The sequence below is a fragment of the Kitasatospora sp. NPDC024654 genome (assembly GCF_055559155.1).
The window spans coordinates 21,093-37,887 of sequence record NZ_JBVHLF010000020.1 but is presented as its reverse complement, the minus strand read 5'-3'; the positions used below and the strand labels follow the sequence as shown (position 1 = coordinate 37,887).

Annotated in this window: 13 protein-coding genes; 10 read left to right on the top strand and 3 right to left on the bottom strand. The window is 74.1% G+C overall.

Going from position 1 to position 16,795, the window contains the following annotated elements:
• Window positions 1–224: 224 nt before the first annotated feature.
• A complete protein-coding gene (locus ACZ38L_RS14840) occupies window positions 225–1,550 on the top strand; it encodes a sensor histidine kinase (RefSeq protein ID WP_465692850.1) in 1,326 nt (441 codons plus the stop codon).
• Between the two features lie 243 nt (window positions 1,551–1,793).
• Window positions 1,794–3,998: a transglycosylase domain-containing protein gene (locus tag ACZ38L_RS14835; protein ID WP_465692846.1), complete on the top strand. Its 2,205-nt coding sequence runs from the start codon at window positions 1,794–1,796 to the stop codon at window positions 3,996–3,998.
• 30 nt (window positions 3,999–4,028) lie between these two features.
• Here the strand turns inward: ACZ38L_RS14835 and ACZ38L_RS14830 are convergent, their stop codons facing one another.
• Entirely contained in the window at window positions 4,029–4,949 is a 921-nt protein-coding gene (locus tag ACZ38L_RS14830) for a hypothetical protein (RefSeq protein WP_465692844.1), read from the bottom strand.
• A 194-nt stretch (window positions 4,950–5,143) separates the two neighbouring features.
• Between ACZ38L_RS14830 and ACZ38L_RS14825 the strand changes: the two genes are divergently transcribed.
• Window positions 5,144–6,157 carry an EamA family transporter gene (locus tag ACZ38L_RS14825; RefSeq protein ID WP_465692842.1) on the top strand — a complete coding sequence of 338 codons (1,014 nt, stop codon included), beginning with the start codon at window positions 5,144–5,146 and terminating at the stop codon, window positions 6,155–6,157.
• 68 nt (window positions 6,158–6,225) lie between these two features.
• On the opposite strand, the gene ACZ38L_RS14820 is transcribed toward ACZ38L_RS14825, so the two are convergent.
• Complete coding sequence (locus ACZ38L_RS14820) at window positions 6,226–6,564, bottom strand: chorismate mutase (RefSeq protein WP_396563962.1); 339 nt, start codon at window positions 6,562–6,564, stop codon at window positions 6,226–6,228.
• Between the two features lie 294 nt (window positions 6,565–6,858).
• Between ACZ38L_RS14820 and ACZ38L_RS14815 the strand changes: the two genes are divergently transcribed.
• From ACZ38L_RS14815 to ACZ38L_RS14805, 3 genes are all read left to right on the top strand, one after another.
• Entirely contained in the window at window positions 6,859–7,641 is a 783-nt protein-coding gene (locus tag ACZ38L_RS14815) for a VOC family protein (RefSeq protein ID WP_465692839.1), read from the top strand.
• A 159-nt stretch (window positions 7,642–7,800) separates the two neighbouring features.
• Complete coding sequence (locus ACZ38L_RS14810; RefSeq protein ID WP_396563959.1) at window positions 7,801–8,226, top strand: OsmC family protein; 426 nt, start codon at window positions 7,801–7,803, stop codon at window positions 8,224–8,226.
• Window positions 8,227–8,700: 474 nt separating this feature from the next.
• Entirely contained in the window at window positions 8,701–10,833 is a 2,133-nt protein-coding gene (locus tag ACZ38L_RS14805) for an EAL domain-containing protein (protein ID WP_465692836.1), read from the top strand.
• A 52-nt stretch (window positions 10,834–10,885) separates the two neighbouring features.
• Here the strand turns inward: ACZ38L_RS14805 and ACZ38L_RS14800 are convergent, their stop codons facing one another.
• A complete protein-coding gene (locus tag ACZ38L_RS14800; RefSeq protein WP_465692834.1) occupies window positions 10,886–11,962 on the bottom strand; it encodes an LLM class flavin-dependent oxidoreductase in 1,077 nt (358 codons plus the stop codon).
• A 178-nt stretch (window positions 11,963–12,140) separates the two neighbouring features.
• Between ACZ38L_RS14800 and ACZ38L_RS14795 the strand changes: the two genes are divergently transcribed.
• From ACZ38L_RS14795 to ACZ38L_RS14780, 4 genes are all read left to right on the top strand, one after another.
• Window positions 12,141–13,460 carry a multidrug effflux MFS transporter gene (locus tag ACZ38L_RS14795; RefSeq protein WP_465692832.1) on the top strand — a complete coding sequence of 440 codons (1,320 nt, stop codon included), beginning with the start codon at window positions 12,141–12,143 and terminating at the stop codon, window positions 13,458–13,460.
• A gap of 343 nt (window positions 13,461–13,803) precedes the next feature.
• The gene (locus ACZ38L_RS14790) at window positions 13,804–14,403 is read left to right on the top strand and encodes a DedA family protein (protein WP_465692830.1); all 600 of its coding nucleotides are present in this window, start codon (window positions 13,804–13,806) and stop codon (window positions 14,401–14,403) included.
• 274 nt (window positions 14,404–14,677) lie between these two features.
• Window positions 14,678–15,973: a polysaccharide deacetylase family protein gene (locus ACZ38L_RS14785; RefSeq protein ID WP_465692827.1), complete on the top strand. Its 1,296-nt coding sequence runs from the start codon at window positions 14,678–14,680 to the stop codon at window positions 15,971–15,973.
• Window positions 15,974–16,189: 216 nt separating this feature from the next.
• Window positions 16,190–16,699, top strand: a complete 510-nt coding sequence (locus ACZ38L_RS14780; RefSeq protein ID WP_465692823.1) for a copper chaperone PCu(A)C domain-containing protein — start codon at window positions 16,190–16,192, stop codon at window positions 16,697–16,699.
• Window positions 16,700–16,795 lie beyond the last annotated feature (96 nt).

The following is a 16,795-nucleotide window of genomic DNA, read 5'->3' as shown; positions in this document are numbered from 1 at the left end:
GCCGCCGCCTGCTCCACCTGTGGCCAAGCTCACCCCGCCCCGCCCCCGCGAGCCCAGCAGGTCGCGCCCACGCCGCCGCACGCCCTACCGGCCAGTACCCCCGCACTCCCATGCCCCGGCGGCTCCCATCGTCCACGACCCGAGCCCTTCGTCCCTCCGGTCACCCCCACCCCTTGGGGTACCGTCGCCGCGGGGATGCGCGAGGAATCGGACGGAGTGGCAGCGTGGCCGTGGAGACTGGCTCGCCGCTGGGCGCGGCGAGCAGACCGGGACCGTTCGGCCGGGTCTGGCGGCTGGTCCGCCGTGCGTGGCAGCCGCGCAGGCGGTGGCACGCCTGGGTGGTGGACCTGTTCCTGGTGCTCATCGCCGCCGCCGACGCGCTGCTCAACTTCCCGCCACCGCGCGACTGGCACTTCGCGGTGTCACTGGTCGCGGCGGTGGTCCTGGTGGTCCGCCGCCGGTTCCCGCTGACCGTGCTGCTCCTCGCGCTGCCCGGCCTCTACGCCGGCCACGCGATGATCGCGGCCGTGATCGGCGCGTTCACGGTCGCCTGGAGCGCGCGGGCGACCTGGCCCAAGGCGCTCGCCGCCGTCACCGTGACCCTCGGCAGCTTCCTGCCCTGGCCGATCAGCGACCTCTCCCACTTCTCGCTCAGCGACCTGCTCCAGCAGCTGATCTACGCGATCATGCTCGGCACCGGCCCGGTGATGCTCGGCCTGCTCGCCCAGACCCGCAGGGACCTCTCCGACCGGGTCGCCGAACTCGCCGTGTTGCGCGACCACGAACGGGCGCTCTACGCCAAGACCGTGATAGCCGAGGAACGTGCCCGGATCGCCCGGGAGATGCACGACGTGGTCTCGCACCAGGCCGGGCTGATCGCCGTCCAGGCCGGGGCGCTCCAGGTCACCACCAAGGACCCGGCGGTCAAGGAGGTCGCGACCACCCTGCGCCAGCTCGCGGTGGCCACCCTGGAGGAGTTGCGCAGCATGATCCTGGTGCTGCGGGCCGCCGGGGCCGGCCCGACCGAACTCGTCCCACAACCCCGGCTGGCCGACCTGCCGCGCCTGGTGGCCGCCTCCGAGGTGGACGCCGAGCTGGTGGTCGAGGGCCCGACCGGCCGTGCCCTGCCCGAACCCGTCGAGCGGGCGGCGTACCGGACGGTCCAGGAGGCGCTCACCAACGTCCGCAAGCACGCGCCCGGCGCGGCGACCGCCGTGACCGTGCAGATCGGCGCCGACTTCCTCCGCGTCTGCGTACGCAACGCCGCGCCGTCCGGAACCTCGGCGGCGCCGGAACTCCCCGGCGGACGGCACGGGCTGGTGGGCCTGCGCGAACGGGCGTCCCTGCTCGGTGGGACGATCAGCGCCGAGGCCGTCACGGACGGCGGCTTCGCGGTGCGACTCTGGCTCCCGCTCCCCCGACTGTCACAGGCGGAGCCGGGGTCCGAGCCGATGCCGGAGCCGGAGTCACGGCCGGAGCCGGAGTCGGAGTACGACCGGACCACCGGCACGCTCCCTGCCACCCAGCCTCAACCGGGTCGATTCAGCTGATGACCCACCAGGAGTAGAAAAGGGGACAAAAGTCCCTACCCTGCGGTAGTACACCCCGGCAGGCTGGCACGGTCCCGTCCGTTCGACCGCGTGAGTGACCGTCACCGGGCTCGCAGGAAAGGCTCCCCCGTGCCGCGTGCCACGCTCCGTTCGTCCGCCCCGCGCCGTCCCGGGACCGGTCGGCGCCCCCGGCCGCGGCGGCCACGGCGGACCGGTTGGCGCAGGCTGCTGCCGACCTGGCGGTTGGCCCTGGGTTCGGCGGTCGTCGTGCTGCTGCTCGGAGTGGGCTTCTTCGCGCTCGGTCTCGCCCTCGTCAAGGTCCCCGACGCGCACGCCGCCGCCACCGCGCAGAGCAACACCTGGCTCTACCAGGACGGCACGCCGATCGCCCGGACCGGCGACACCAACCGGCAGAGCATCGGCCTGGACAGGGTGTCCCTCGACGCCCAGCACGCCGTGCTGGCCGCCGAGGACCGCGGCTTCCACCGGGAGGGCGCGGTCAATCCGACGGCGCTGACCCGGGCCGCCTGGAACACCCTCACCGGCAAGGGCGCCCAGGGCGGTTCCACGATCACCCAGCAGTACGTCAAGAACGCCTACCTCAACCAGCGGCAGACCATCAGCCGCAAGGTGCGCGAACTCTTCATCGCGCTGAAGGTGGACGCCACCCAGTCCAAGGACGAGATCCTGGCGAACTACCTCAACACCACCTACTACGGGCGCGGCGCGTACGGGATCCAGGCGGCGGCGCAGGCGTACTTCGGGATCGACGCCGACCGCCTCGATCCGGCGCAGGGGGCCTACCTGGCGACGCTGCTCAACGCGCCCTCCGCGTACGACGTTTCGACCGCCACCGAGACCGGCAAGCGGAACGCGCGGGCGCGATGGACCTACGTGCTGGACGCGATGGCCCAGGAGGGCTGGCTCTCCGCCGCCGACCGGGCCGCCGCCACCTTCCCGGACGTCCGTGCCCCGCAGAGCAGTTCGGGGCTCTCCGGCCAGGCCGGCTACCTGGTGGACACCGCCCGGTCCGAGCTGCTGACCCAGGGCGTGCTCGACGAGGCGGCACTGGCGAAGGGCGGCTACCGGATCACGCTGACCGTCGCCCCGGCCCGCCAGCAGGACCTGCGCACCGCCGTGGAGCGACGGCTCACCGACCAACTCAACCCGGCCAAACGGTCCAAGGACGCCGACGCCCAGGCCGGCGCGGTGTCGGTGGACCCGAAGACCGGCGCGGTGGTGGCCCTCTACGGCGGCACCGACTACACCGCGCACTACGTCAACAACGCCACCCGCCGGGACTACCAGGCCGGTTCGACCTTCAAGGCGATAGCCCTGGCGGCCGCCCTGGAGAACGGTGCCCGCACCCAGGACGGCCGCCTCATCGACGCCGGCACGGTCTACGACGGCACCAGTGGACGCCCGGTCCGCGGCGGCACGGCCAACCCCCCTTACGCGCCGCCGAATTCGGGCGGACGCGACTTCGGTCCGGTCACCCTGCGCCAGGCCACCGACTGGTCGGTCAACTCCGTCTTCGCCCAACTCGCCCAGGACACCGGGCTGGAGACCGTCCGGAAGACCGGGATCGCGCTCGGACTGCCCGCCGGCACCGGGGCGTTGACGGCCGAACCCGCACTGCCGCTCGGGGTCGCCACGCCGAGCGTGCTGGACCTCACGGGTGTCTACGCGACGCTCGCCAACGACGGTCAGCAGATCACCCCGTGGCTCGTCCGTTCGGCCCAACTGAACGGCAAGGAGCTGAAGTTGGCTCCGCACGAGGCGAAGCGGGCGACCAGCTCGGACACCGCGCGCAGGGTCACCGGGCTACTCGAGGGAGTGGTGTCGGATCCGGGCGGGACGGGGTACCGGGCGAAGGAGCTGGGCCGCCCGGTGGCGGGCAAGACCGGGACCACGGACGCCAACCGGTCGGTCTGGTTCGTCGGCTACACACCGGAGTTGGTCACCTCGGTGGCACTCTTCGGTGAGGAGGCCGGCACCGGCCGGCAGGTCACGCTGTCCGGCACGGGCGGCAGCGCACAGGTCGGCGGCGGCGGGTATCCGGCGCAGATCTGGACCGACTACATGACGGCGGCCCTCAAGGGGCGGCCGGTCAGCGACTTCGCCCAGCCGGGGAGCGGCAGCACGGGCCAGGCCGGGCCGGCGGGCACCCCGGCGGCGAGCAGCCCGGCGGCGGGCCGCACGCCCTCGCGCGGTGCGGGTCCCACGACGCCGTCCGGCCCCGGTTCCACGGCACCCGCCGAGCCGGCGGCACCGGACACCCCGCCCGCCCCGCCGGCCGTCACCCCCGCCCCGGGAGCCGAGTCCCCCAGCACGCCCCGGCCCCCGAGGCCGACGCCGACCGCCCCCGACCCGTCGGCGTCGAGCACCCCGACGGGAGGCACCGCGACCACGTCCGGGCCGCCGCGCGAGTCGGCGCCGACCGGATGAGCCACCGTCCCCCGAGCCACTGGCCAGTCCTCACGTGACGCTGTCCGTCCGCAGTGGGCCGGCGGTGACGTGCGGGGCCCTGGCGCGCGCGGGCTTCCCGCCGTCGAGACGACAGACGTGCGTGAACGGGGCCCGCACGACAGCGTCGGGGCCGGTGGGCGTCGGCGTCATCGCTCCGCCTCCTTCAGGCCGCCGCGGCGGACCGGCCGGCGACGCCGTCAGCGCCGCTCGGCGGACGGCTGCCCGTGGCCCGGGTCCGCGAACAGGGCGGCCCGGCGCAGCGGCGGCGGCTCGCCGGGGGCGCCCGCGCGGCGCCAGGAGACCCGCGGGGTGATCCGCACGATCCGCACCGCCCGGATCAGCAGGTACGCCGCGCGGGAACTCCACCAGGAACGCGGAGGCCAGGCTGCTCCAGAGGCCGGACGTCCCCCAGGAGAGCATCACGTCGAACCAGGCGTCGCAGGTCAACAGCACGGCGCTGACCAGGCAGCAGAACACCGCCAGTTGGCGCCGCCGGAACCCGAACCACGCGGTGGCCGCGAGCGCGCCCAGCAGCGCCACGTCGAAACCGACCCAGGCGTACCGCCACTGCCGCGACTCGTAGTCGACCGGGAGGGTGAGCGCCAGGTAGACGATCCAGGGGATCAGTGCCAGACAGCAGACCAGCAGCACCACCAGCGCGTTCCGCCGCCACCGAGGACCGACCGGCGCGAGTGCGCCGAGCAGCCCGCGCACCCGCGCCTCGGGCGTGACCTCGGCGGCGACGGATCCGGCGGAGGTACCGGCGTACGCGGCCGTCGCGTCCGTGCGGTCCCCGTCGGTACGAACGGGCCACTCACCACCGGCACCCTCCGGCGGCTCGGCAACGGGCGCCGCCGGAGCGGACCGGCCACCGACCGGCTCGGCGGGGTGCCGGCCACAGTACGGGCAGGCCCGCGACTGCTGCTCCATGGTGTCCTCCCGTACCGGGGATCTCCCCACCTCCGTCCTGCCCCGCGCGGCCCGGCGGACCGAGCGGAGCGGCCGGCCGGGCGGGGGTACCGACGGTGCGTCCGGCCGTGGGCACGGACGGCCGACGACGACGGTCGGAGTCCGAACCGTGGGCACGCCGGGCCGGTCCGCGCCCCGGCTGACAGAATGCGGCAATGCGCAGCAATACCGCGGCTCCCCAGCCCTCGCACCGCGGAGTCGGACTCACCCTGGCCCTGATCTCCGCGTTCTCCTTCGGCGGCTCGGGCACGGCGGCGAAGCCACTGATCGAGGCCGGGCTCTCGCCGTCGCACGTGGTCTGGCTGCGCGCGACCGGGGCTGCCGTGGCGCTGCTGCCACTCGCCTGGCGGCACCGGGCGATCGTGCGGGAGCGGCCGGGGCTGCTGCTCGGTTTCGGGCTGCTCGGCGTGGCCGGCGTGCAGGCGTGCTACTTCGCCGCGATCTCCCGGATCCCGGTCGGGGTGGCGCTGCTGATCGAGTACCTCGGGCCGCTGCTGCTGCTCGGGTACGTCCGGTTCGTGCAGCGCAAGCCGGTCAGCCGCGGGTCGGCCATCGGCGCCGCGGTCGCGGTGACCGGGCTGGTCTGCGTGGTCGAGGCCTGGGACGGGCTGCGCTTCGACGCCCTGGGGGTGCTCTTCGCGCTGGCAGCGGCCTGCTGCCAGGTCGGCTACTTCGTGCTCGCCGACGCGGGCAGCCGCGGCGACCGGCCGGCCGATCCGCTGGGGGTCAGCGCGTACGGGCTGCTGATCGGCGCGCTCGCGCTGACCGTGCTGACCCGTCCCTGGGAGGCCGACTGGCACCCGTTGGCCGGCCAGGTACGACTGGACGGGACGACGGTGCCCGCGGTGCTGCCGGCCGCCTGGATGATCCTCGTCGCGACGGTGCTGGCGTACCTGACCGGGGTGGTCTCGGTGCGACACCTGTCACCGCCGGTGGCCGGGGTGGTCGCGAACATCGAGGCGATCGTCGCCACCGTGCTGGCCTGGGTGCTGCTCGGCGAGCACCTCGGGGCGCCGCAGGTGCTGGGCGGGGTCCTGGTGCTGGCGGGGGCCTTCGCCGCCCAGACCGGCCGCCCCGCGGAACCGGCGGAGCGGGTGGAGAGGGCGGGGGAGGCCGAGCGGGCGGGGCTCGGGGAGCCGGCGGAACGCACCCCGGTCACCCCCGGCTAGGACCATGGCACGCGACTCGGCCCGGCCGGGCGCACCCCGTTCGGACGCGGGCGGTTCAGGCGGGCGGTTCAGGCGCGGGCGATCGCCTCGTGGTGGCGGATGACTTCAGCGATGATGAAGTTCAGGAACTTCTCCGCGAAGACCGGGTCCAGGTGCGCGCCCGCCGCGAGTTCGCGCAGCCGCCTGATCTGGTCGCGCTCGCGGGCCGGGTCGGCCGGCGGGAGCTTGTGCTCGGCCTTGAGACGGCCGACCCGCTGGGTGGCCTTGAACCGCTCCGCGAGCATGTGCACCACGGCGGCGTCGATGTTGTCGATGCTCTGCCGCAGGCCCTCCAGCTCGGCCCGAACGGCGTCGTCGACCCCCTCCAGCGAGGCGGTGGTGTCGTTGGCGGGCTGCTGCTCGGTCATCGCGTCTGCTCCGGATCGGGCGTCCCGGCACGGTAGGTACGACCAGGGACTGACGGGGGCCACCCGGACCTGGCCGGGCCTCCCCGGAACGGGGCAGCACCGGGGGTCAGGGGCTCGGGTCGGGCAAATCTAACAGGGAGGCAGCCGCGTCTTCGCCCCAATTGCCGCGATCGTCCGCCATGTGGACAGCGTCCGTGGACATCGGCGGGCGGGTCTCCCACCAGCCATCGTCACCGTCCGCTCTACTGTGCTCGCGGAAAGTGAACACCTGCACACCGAGAGAGGACCCCCGCCGTGCCCGTCCGTCACTCCTACCCCGACGGCGCCCCTTGCTGGGCCGACCTGACCACCGCCGACCTGCCCGCCGCCCAGGCCTTCTACGGACCGATCCTGGGCTGGGAGTTCCAGGACACCGGCCTGAACGGCTACACCATGTGCCTCAGCGGCGGCCGCCCCGCCGCCGCGCTGATGCCACCGCCGCCCGACAGCGAGCAGCTGTCGCCGATGTGGAACGTCTACCTCTCGACCGGCGACCTCGACGCGGTCTACGGCAAGGTCGCCGAGGCCGGCGGCAAGCCGGTGTTCGGACCGCACGACATCCCGGGCGCGGGCCGGCTGGCCTTCGCGTACGACCCCACGGGCGGCTCGTTCGGGCTCTGGCAGCCGGCCGGTCACCCCGGTGCCGCCGTGCACGGCGAGCCCGGCGCGCTCTGCTGGCACGAGCTCAACACGCCCGACGGGGCGCGGGCCGACGCCTTCTTCGCCGCGCTCTTCCCCTACCGGCAGCAGCAGATCGGGGACGGCGGATCCTTCGACTACACGGTCTGGCGGTTGCCGGGGTCCGGCGAGGACGAGGTCTGCGGGCGCTACCGGACCAGCGAGCTGCCGCCGTCCTGGACCACCTACTTCGGGGTGGCCGACGCCGACCACGCCGCCGAGCAGGCCGCCAAGCTGGGTGGACGGCTGCTGCGCGAGCCGTTCGACTCGCCGTACGGACGGATGGCGCCGTGCGTCGACGCCGTCGGCGCGCACGTCACCTTCTGCCGACTGCCGGAGGGCGCGCCGGCCGGCACGTAGGCTGGGCCCGCGTGACCGGGCCCACCACCCGGAACTGACCTGACGACAGTTCCCCCGGGTACGGCCCGGCCCCGGCCGGGTGAGTACCGCCCAGCACGGCGAAGTCCCAGTACGGCGAAGTACAGCGACAATCCCCCTCAGCACAGGAGGTATCCGATCGTGGCAACCATCCGCACCGCTCGCACCGCGTGGGACGGCAACCTGCTCGAAGGCAAGGGCGAGGTGACCTTCGCGACCTCCGGGATCGGCCAGTTCCCGGTCTCCTGGGCGTCCCGGGCGGAGCAGGCGAACGGGAAGACCAGCCCCGAGGAGCTCATCGCGGCCGCGCACTCGGCCTGCTTCTCGATGGCGCTCTCGCACGGCCTGACCGGCGCCGGGACCCCGCCCACCAAGCTGGACACCCAGGCCGACGTGACCTTCCAGCCCGGCACCGGGATCACCGGCATCCACCTGACCGTCACCGGCCAGGTACCCGGGCTGGACGAGGCGGGCTTCGTGAAGGCCGCCGAGGACGCCAAGGCCAACTGCCCGGTGAGCCAGGCGCTGTCCGGCACCACCATCACGCTCACCGCCAAGCTCGGCTGACCCACCGCGCCGGTGCGTCGCCCGGGCCCAGCGCTCGGCCGGCGCACCGGGCGACCCCCGCGTACGCCCCTGGAGTGCAACGATGCGTGCACACTGGGGGCGTAGCCGTCACTCCGACAGCCTCCTCCGAAACCCGGCGAATCACCCTGACGGCTGTGGCCGCGACTTCTCCCGGCCCCCTATGATCGGCCACAGTGTCTGCTCGCACGGTGCCGAACGGTGCTGAGCAGGAAGACTCCCGGGTCCACGCGACAGCTGCGGGGCCGGGCGGTTCCGGTGCCGGGCACCGGCCGGAGGAGCGTCAGCAGCGGACGGGAGCGTGCCGTGCGAGGCCGGAACGAGGGGGCCGACGCACACCGCGACGGCGTGCGACGCGAGGAGCTGTCCGATCCGGCTGTCCGGCCGACGTCCGTGACTCCTCCGGCGTCCGCAGCGCACCCGAACCACCCGGAGCCCGGACCGCTCCCGGAGTCCGTGCCACTCTCGGGGCGCTTCGCCGCCGCCCGCCGTGCCCGGTCGGACGCTGCGGCGACCCCCACCGACCCCGTCTGCCCCACCTGCGCGACGCCCCTGACGGCCCCGCCGGCCGCCGCCACCGTCCCCACCGCCACCGTCCCCGCCGACAGCGCCGAGCCGGCCCGCACCGAGGAGTTGCTGGCCGCCCTGCGCGCCAGCGAGTCGCGGTTCCGGGCCGCCTTCGCGGACGCGGGGATCGGGATGGCCCTGATCGACTCCGATGACCTGGTGATCGAGGCCAACCCGGCCTTCGCCGCGATGATCGGACGGGAGGTCAGCGAGCTGGTCCGGATGCACATCCACGAGATCATCGAGCCCGAGGACACCCCCCGCCGGCTCTACCGCGAACTGGTCGCCGGCGAGCGCGACCGGCTGCGGGTGGAGAAGCAGCTCAAACACCGCGACGGGCGGGTGGTCTGGAGCAACGTCACCATCTCGCTGATCCGGGACGGCGCCGGTCGCCCGCTCTACACCCTCGCGATGGTCGAGGACGTCACCGAGCAGCGCCGGCTCGGCGCCCGGCTGGAGTACCAGGCGCTGCACGACCCGCTGACCCGGCTGCCCAACCGCACCTTCTTCTTCGACCGCCTGAACGCCGCCTGCCTGCCCGGGGTCAGCCGCTCCCCGCAGACCGCGGCCGGCCAGCGCGCCACGATGCCCCGCCCCGCCGTCCTCGGCCCGACGGGCCCGGGCTGCCCCGGCAGCCCCGGCAGCCCCGGCAGCGCAGGCAGCGCAGGCAGCCCGGGCATCGCGATCGGCGCGGCCCGGCCGGGGAACTCGGCCGCCGCGCCCGAGCCGCCCCCCGAACGCCGGGTCGGGGTCTGCTACCTCGACCTGGACGGCTTCGCGGCGATCAACGACACCCTCGGCCACCACATCGGCGACCAGCTGCTGGTCGCCGTCGCGGCCCGGTTGGAGCGCCGGTTCGCGCGCGGTGAGGGGCGCCTGGTGGCCCGGCTGGGCGGTGACGAGTTCGCCATCCTGGTCAGCGACAGCGAGGGCAGCGAGCAGCTGACCACGCTGGCCGCCCAGGTCCTGACGGTGCTGGAGCACCCGTTCGAGGTGGCCGGGCACCGACTGGTGGTGACGGCCAGTATCGGCGTGGTCGAGCGGCCGGTCAGCTCGACCAGCCCGACCGACCTGGTGAAGGACGCCGACGCCACGCTCTACTGGTCCAAGGCGGACGGCCGGGCCCGCTGGACGCTCTACGACCGCGACCGCGGCGCCCACCAGCTGACCCGCCAGCTGCTGGCCACCGCGCTGCGCCCGGCGCTGGAGCGGCGCGAGTTCACCATCGAGTACCAGCCGCTGGTCGGCCTGGCCGACGGTGCGGTGCACGGCGCCGAGGCGCTGGTCCGCTGGCGCCACCCGCGTTACGGCATCCTCTCCCCCGATCGGTTCATCCCGCTGGCCGAGGAGTCCGGCGCGATCGTGCCGCTCGGCAAGTGGGTGCTGGAGGAGTCCTGCCGGCAGGCCCGCAGCTGGCTGGCGGAGTTCCCGGACGCTGGGGCCTTCGTCAGCGTCAACCTGGCGGCCCGGCAGATCTGGGACTCGGACGTGGTCGCCGACGTCGCCCAGGTGCTGGACCGCACCGGCCTGCCCGCCCGGCTGCTCCAGCTGGAGCTCACCGAGAGTGCCGTCCTCGGGCCCAGCGGGCGCCCGCTGCAGGCCTTGCAGGCGCTCGCCGACATGGGTGTGCGCATCGCCATCGACGACTTCGGCACCGGCTACTCCAACCTCGCCTACCTCTCCCGGCTCCCGGTCCACGCGCTGAAGCTGGACGGCACCTTCATCGAGGGCTTCCGCGACCCGGCGCCGACCGGCCGGCCGGACGCCCGCTCCCGCCGCACCGAGGCGGACGAGCAGATCGTGGGCGCGATGGTGCGCCTCGCCCACGATCTGGGCCTCACCGTCACCGCCGAGGGCATCGAGAGCGCGGCGCAGGCCGAGCGGCTCCGGCTGACCGGCTGCGACACCGCCCAGGGCTGGTACTTCGCCCGCCCGGGCCAGGCCGAGCTGGTCGCCGCCATACTGCGCGAGGGCAAGGTCCGCCAGGGCAGCCTGCCCGGCCAGGACACCCCGGTCCGATAGCGAGCGAGCACGCGCGCACCCGTCCGACCGCCACCGCCGGCCGGCCGCCGGCTCAGACCTCCTCGGTCAGCCCGTAGGCCCGGGCTATCAGCTCGTACGAGCGGAGGCGGTCCTGCGGGCTGTGCAGCTGCGAGGTCACCATCAGTTCGTCGGCCCCGGTGCGCTTTCGCAGCGCCTCCAGCCCGTCGGCCACCTCACCCGGCTCGCCGAGCACCAGGTTACCCAGCCAGGACTCGACGAACTCCGCCTCGGCGGGACTGTAGGGGTAGCTCGCGGCCTCCTCGGGCGTGGGCACCGCGGCCGGCGCGCCGCGCCGCAGCCGGAGCATGCCCAGCGCCCCGGACATGGCCAGCCGCCGAGCCTCGGCCACCCCGCCCGCGGGCACCGCGACCGCGCCGACCCCGATCAGCGCGTACGGCTCGGCCAGCACCGCGGACGGCCGGAAGCTCGCCCGGTAGAGGTCGAGCGCGGGCACCGTGTTGGCCGCGCTGAAGTGGTGCGCGAAGGCGAACGGCAGGCCGAGCCGCCCGGCCAGCTGCGCACTGAAGCCGGACGAGCCGAGCAGCCAGAGCGGCGGCCGGGTGGCGTTCCGCGGCACCGCGGTGAGCCGCTGGTAGGGGTGGCCGGGTGGGAAGTCGCCGTCCAGGAAGTGGGTCAGCTCGGCCAGCTGTTCGGGGAAGGCGTCGGCGTCGTCGGTCCGGCCGCGGCGCAGCGCCCGGGCGGTGGCCTGGTCGGTGCCGGGCGCCCGGCCCAGGCCCAGATCGATCCGGCCCGGGTGCAGCGCCTCCAGCAACCCGAACTGCTCGGCTATGGCGAGCGGAGCGTGGTTGGGCAGCATCACACCGCCGGAGCCCAGCCGCAGCGTGCTGGTGTGCGCGCCGAGGTGAGCGAGCAACACGGCGGGGGTGGAGCTGGCCACGCCGGGCATGCCGTGGTGCTCGGCGACCCAGAACCGGTGGTAGCCCCACCGCTCGGCGTTGCGGGCCAGCTCGGTGCTGCCGGCGAGCGCCTCGGTCGGGCTGGTGCCGACGCCGACCGTGGCCAGGTCGAGGATCGAGAGCGGGGCCGGCGCGCTGCCGCGGGCCACGCCTCGGATGTCGCCGCGGGTCTGCCGGTCCTCGGTGCTCATCGGGTCGTCCTTCCACTGCGCTGTTCGGTACCGAAGCTGTTCGGTCCTGGGCCGTTCGGTCCCGACCGGCCACAACAGGCGGACCGGGCACGCTGTTCCCGCCCCCACCGCGGGCCACTCGAACGAGTGGCCGACCCGGGCTGTTCCCCGGTCGGCGGGCAGCACCTAGGGTGGGGCGATGTCCGAGCGACCGACCGCCGCCACGCCCCCGACCCCCACCGCTGCCACCACCACGGCCACCACGGCCACCACCGGCCGGGGACCGGCGCGGGTCGGCCTGCTGCTGACCCTGGTCCTCGGCTCCCTGAGCGCGCTGGCGCCGCTCTCGATGGACATGTACCTCCCCTCGTTGCCCCGGATCACCACCGGCCTGCACACCTCCGACGCCCTGGTGCAGCTGACCCTGACGGCCTGTCTGACCGGCCTCGCGCTGGGCCAGCTGCTGGCCGGACCGCTGAGCGACGCGCTCGGCCGGCGCCGCCCGCTGCTGGTCGGGCTCGCCCTCTACGTGCTCTCCACCGCGGCCTGCGCGCTGGTCGGCGACGTCCGGCTGCTGATCGCCTGCCGGGTGGTGCAGGGGCTCTCGGGGGCCGCCGGGATCGTGATCTCCCGGGCCGTGGTCCGGGACCTGTTCGACGGGCTCGCCGCCGCCCGGTTCGCCTCCACCCTGATGCTGGTCTCCGGGTCGGCACCGCTGCTGGCCCCGATCCTGGGCGGTCAGTTGCTCCGGTTCACCTCCTGGCGCGGGGTGTTCGGAGTGCTGACCGGGCTGGGCGTGGTGATCCTGCTGGCCACCGCCGCGCTGGTGCGCGAGACGCTCCCGCCCGGCCGGCGCCGCCGGGGCGGGCTGCCGGACACCGCGCGGACCATCCGGGCGCTGCTGGCCGACCGGCTGTTCAGTGGCTACCTGCTGGCCGTCGCCTTCGGCTTCGGCGCGCTGTTCGCCTTCATCGCCGGCTCGCCGTACGTGGTGCAGCAGGTCTTCCACGGCTCGGCGCAGACCTACAGCCTGCTCTTCGCGCTGGTCGAGACCGGGCTGGTGGGGATGTCCCAGCTGACCGGCCGGCTGCTGCTGGGTCGGTTCCGCTCGCACGGGATCCAGCTGACCGGGGTGCTGGTGCTGGCCCTGGCCGGGACCGGGCTGGTGCTGATGTGCACGGTCTGGCACGCGGGGCTGGTCGCGCTCACCCTCGGGCTCTTCGCGATGGCCGGCGGGCTGGGCCTGGTCACGCCGGCCAGCTCCGCGCTGGCCCTGCAACGCGCGCCGCACGCGGCCGGCACCGCCTCCGCGCTGCTCGGCACCCTGCAGTTCCTGACCGCGGCCCTCGCTCCGGCGCTGGTCGGGCTCGGCGGGCAGGGCAGCGCGCTGCCGATGGCGGTGGTGATCCTGGGCATGGCACTGGCGGCACTGCTCGCCTTCGCGCTGCTCTGCCGGCCGTGGCAGCCGGCCGGCGACCCGCTGCGCGCCGGCGCCGGCACCACCGGCTCCGGAGCGTGATGGCGGGATCACGCCAGCGCCGGTTCTCGCCACGTGTGGATCTTTCGGACAGCGGTCCGGTTCGGGCAGGCTTGAGGCTCGTACGGATCACCGATCAGTGCCGTACTCCTGCGCAGGCGCGCGGACTTGGACCAGTGCCGCGTGACCCCGTCGAGCCCCTGCGACTGACCCCGTCGCAGGGGCTCACGCATGCGCGGGGCGGGCGCGGGCCCTCGGGTACACCCCGAGCCGGAGGCAGGACCCGCCGTTCGGGGGGTGCCGTTCAGCGCGAAACTGTGAAGCGCTAGCGTTGGCTCCTACAACCACCTGTCCCCCCTCCAGGCGGTCTGGAGGGAGTTGGACCATGGGTACCGCGGCACTGCTCGGTTCGTCGTCCTGGTTCTGCATAGCGGCACTGGTCGCCGTGATGGGCGACGCGTTCCTGCCGTTCCTGCCGAGCGGCACCCTGGTCGTGCTGGCCGTGCTCAAGACCGACCGGATCCACAACGCCCCGCTCCTGCTGGGCCTGGGCGTCGCCGTCGCGTCCTTCCTCGGCGATGTGCTGTTGCTCACACTCGCCCGCCGCGGTGCGCCGTTCATCCGGCGCCGCCTGCTCGCCAAGCCACAGGTCTCCTCCGCCGTCCGGCGGGTCCAGCAGGCGCTGGACGGCCGGACCAGCCGGGCCGCCGCCATCGTGGTGGTGATCGCCCGCTTCGTGCCCGGCGGCCGCACCGCGCTCGACCTGGCGATGGGCCACGCCCCTCAGCTCTCTCGCAGCTTCCTGCGCTGGTCGGCGCTGTCGGCGTCGGTCTGGGCGAGCTACATCGTCAGCCTCGGGTGGCTCAACAGCCACTGGTTCAGCACCACTTGGCTGAGCCTGGCGGTTTCCTGCGCGGCCGCCACCACGATCAGCGCGGCGGTCGCCCGGCTGGTGCACCGCAACCGGCGGGCCGGCCTGAGCTGAGGCCGGGGTCCGACCCGGACCGAACCCGCCCGCCGAACCCGCCCCGCCAACCGGCCCCCGCCGTCCGACGAACTGTCTCAGGACTGCAACAGAACACCAGTTCCGGGATCCGCCCCACCCGACCGGGCCGTCATGAGCATCGTGTGAGAACGCCGCTGGATCGCTCCCGGCATCACATGACATGCTGATGAGAAATAACTATCAAACGCCTGATAACGCCCCTGTCTTCCACCGTTCCTGGGAGACACCTGGGCATGAGCTGGCTGGGGAGACCATGCGAAGCATCTCGCGCCGGAAGATACTGGGCACCACCGCGGCGACCGCCACCCTGGGCGCGCTGACCGCCTGCGGCAGCAACATCGCCGGCCGGTCGTCCGCGGCGGGTTCCGACGCGGGATCGGCCTCCCCCGCCGGTGGTGCGAGCGGCACGCCGGCCGTCAAGGCCACCCCGATCGGCGACGGTTCGACCTCCGACACCGGTCCGCAGCCGAACCAGCCGAAGCCCGAGAAGCTCAAGCCCGGCGAGCGCCCGCCGCAGTTCGTGGTCTTCTCCTGGGACGGCGCCGGCGCCACCGACGACGGCCAGTTCGAGCGCTTCCTCAAGCTCGCCGAGCAGTACAAGGCGACCATGACCTTCTTCCTCTCCGGCCTCTACACCCTGCCGGCCGCGAAGAAGGACCTCTACCACCCGCCGCAGCACTCGGTCGGCGCCTCGGACATCGGCTACCTGTCCGACAACGCGATACGCAACACCATCAAGCTGGTCAGCCAGGCCTGGCTGGCCGGGCACGAGATCGGCACGCACTTCAACGGCCACTTCTGCTCGTCCCGTTACGACCACAAGGGCGTCAACCTGTGGTCCTCGGCGGACTGGGAGAGCGAGATCCAGCAGGCGGTCTCGTTCGTCACCAACTGGAAGACCAACACCGGCTTCAGCGACCTGCCCCCGCTGCCCTTCGACTACACCAAGGAGCTGATCGGCGGCCGCACCCCCTGCCTGGAGGGGCAGAAGGCCCTGCTGCCGACCGCCGCCAAGCTCGGCTGGAAGTACGACGCCAGTTCGCCGGGCGGGCTGCAGATCTGGCCGCAGAAGGTGCAGAACGGCCAGGTCTGGGACTTCCCGCTGCAGTCCATCCCGTTCCCCGGGCACACCTTCCAGGTCCTCTCGATGGACTACAACATCCTGGCCAACCAGTCGAACGGCAGTGTGAACGGCGACCCGGCCAAGCGCGACACCTGGCGCCAGGAGGCCCACGACGCGTACCTGGCGGGCTTCAACCGGGCCTACACCACCAACCGGGCGCCGTTCTTCGTCGGCAACCACTTCGAGCAGTGGAACGGCGGCATCTACATGGACGCCGTCGAGGAGGCGCTGAAGTCCATCGCCGGGCAGCCCGAGGTGCGGCTGGTGTCGTTCCGCCAGTTGGTCGAGTGGCTGGAGGTGCAGGACGAGTCCACGCTGCGCAAGCTCCGCACGCTGAACGTCGGCCAGGCGCCGGCCGGCGGCTGGGACGGGTTCCTCGGCACGCCCACCTCGGCGGGCACCAGCGGCTCGCCGTCCGGCACCTGAGGTCGGCGGCAGCCGGGCCGCGCCCCCGCACCGGTCCGCCGGGCGGGGGCGCGGTGCGTCGTCGGCCCCCGGGCAGCGGCCACAGCCCGGTGTGATATCCCTGACGGAGTTGTGTTCTCCCGGTGCCACCACCCGCGGCGCGCCCTCCCCCGGGCCGGTCGCCGGCCGCCCGGACCGGATCAGGCGGCCCAGCGGGAGACGGACACGGAGGCAGTGGTGAAGCACTTGGACCCGCGTCGCGCGCTGGGCGCGGCCGCGCTGGCGGGCACCGTCGCGCTGCTGGCCGGGGCGTGCGCCTCGACCCCGCAGCCGGCTCCCGACCGGGCCGCCAGCGAGTCCGCCACGCCGGGGTCGCTGAGCGCGCGGATCGACGGCGGTCCGGACCATCCGGGCGTCACCATCACCGGAGCCACCGTCCGCCCGGGCGCCAACGGCGACGGCGAGCTCACCATGACCGTGCGCAACGACGGGAGCACGCCCGAGCACCTGTCGATGGCCTCGGCGGCGGTCGCCGACAGCGTGGAGCTCCAGGGCGGCGGCCCGTACACCGACTCGCCCGCCGGGGTGCTGCTGCCGCCGGGCAGCATCGCCACCTTCGGCGCCGCCGACGGTCCGCACCTCGTGCTGCACGGGCTGCACGACCTCACCCCGGGGGCCGACGTCCCGGTCACGCTGATCTTCGCCCGGCTCGGCCTGGTCCACCTGCAGGCCCTCCCGGCGAGCTGAACCGAAACGGGCCGGGGGGGGGGGGGGGGGGGGGGGGGGGGGGGGCCCACCAAAGGGCGACCCCCCCAAGGGTCATCCCAACGAAGTCCGCGCCCC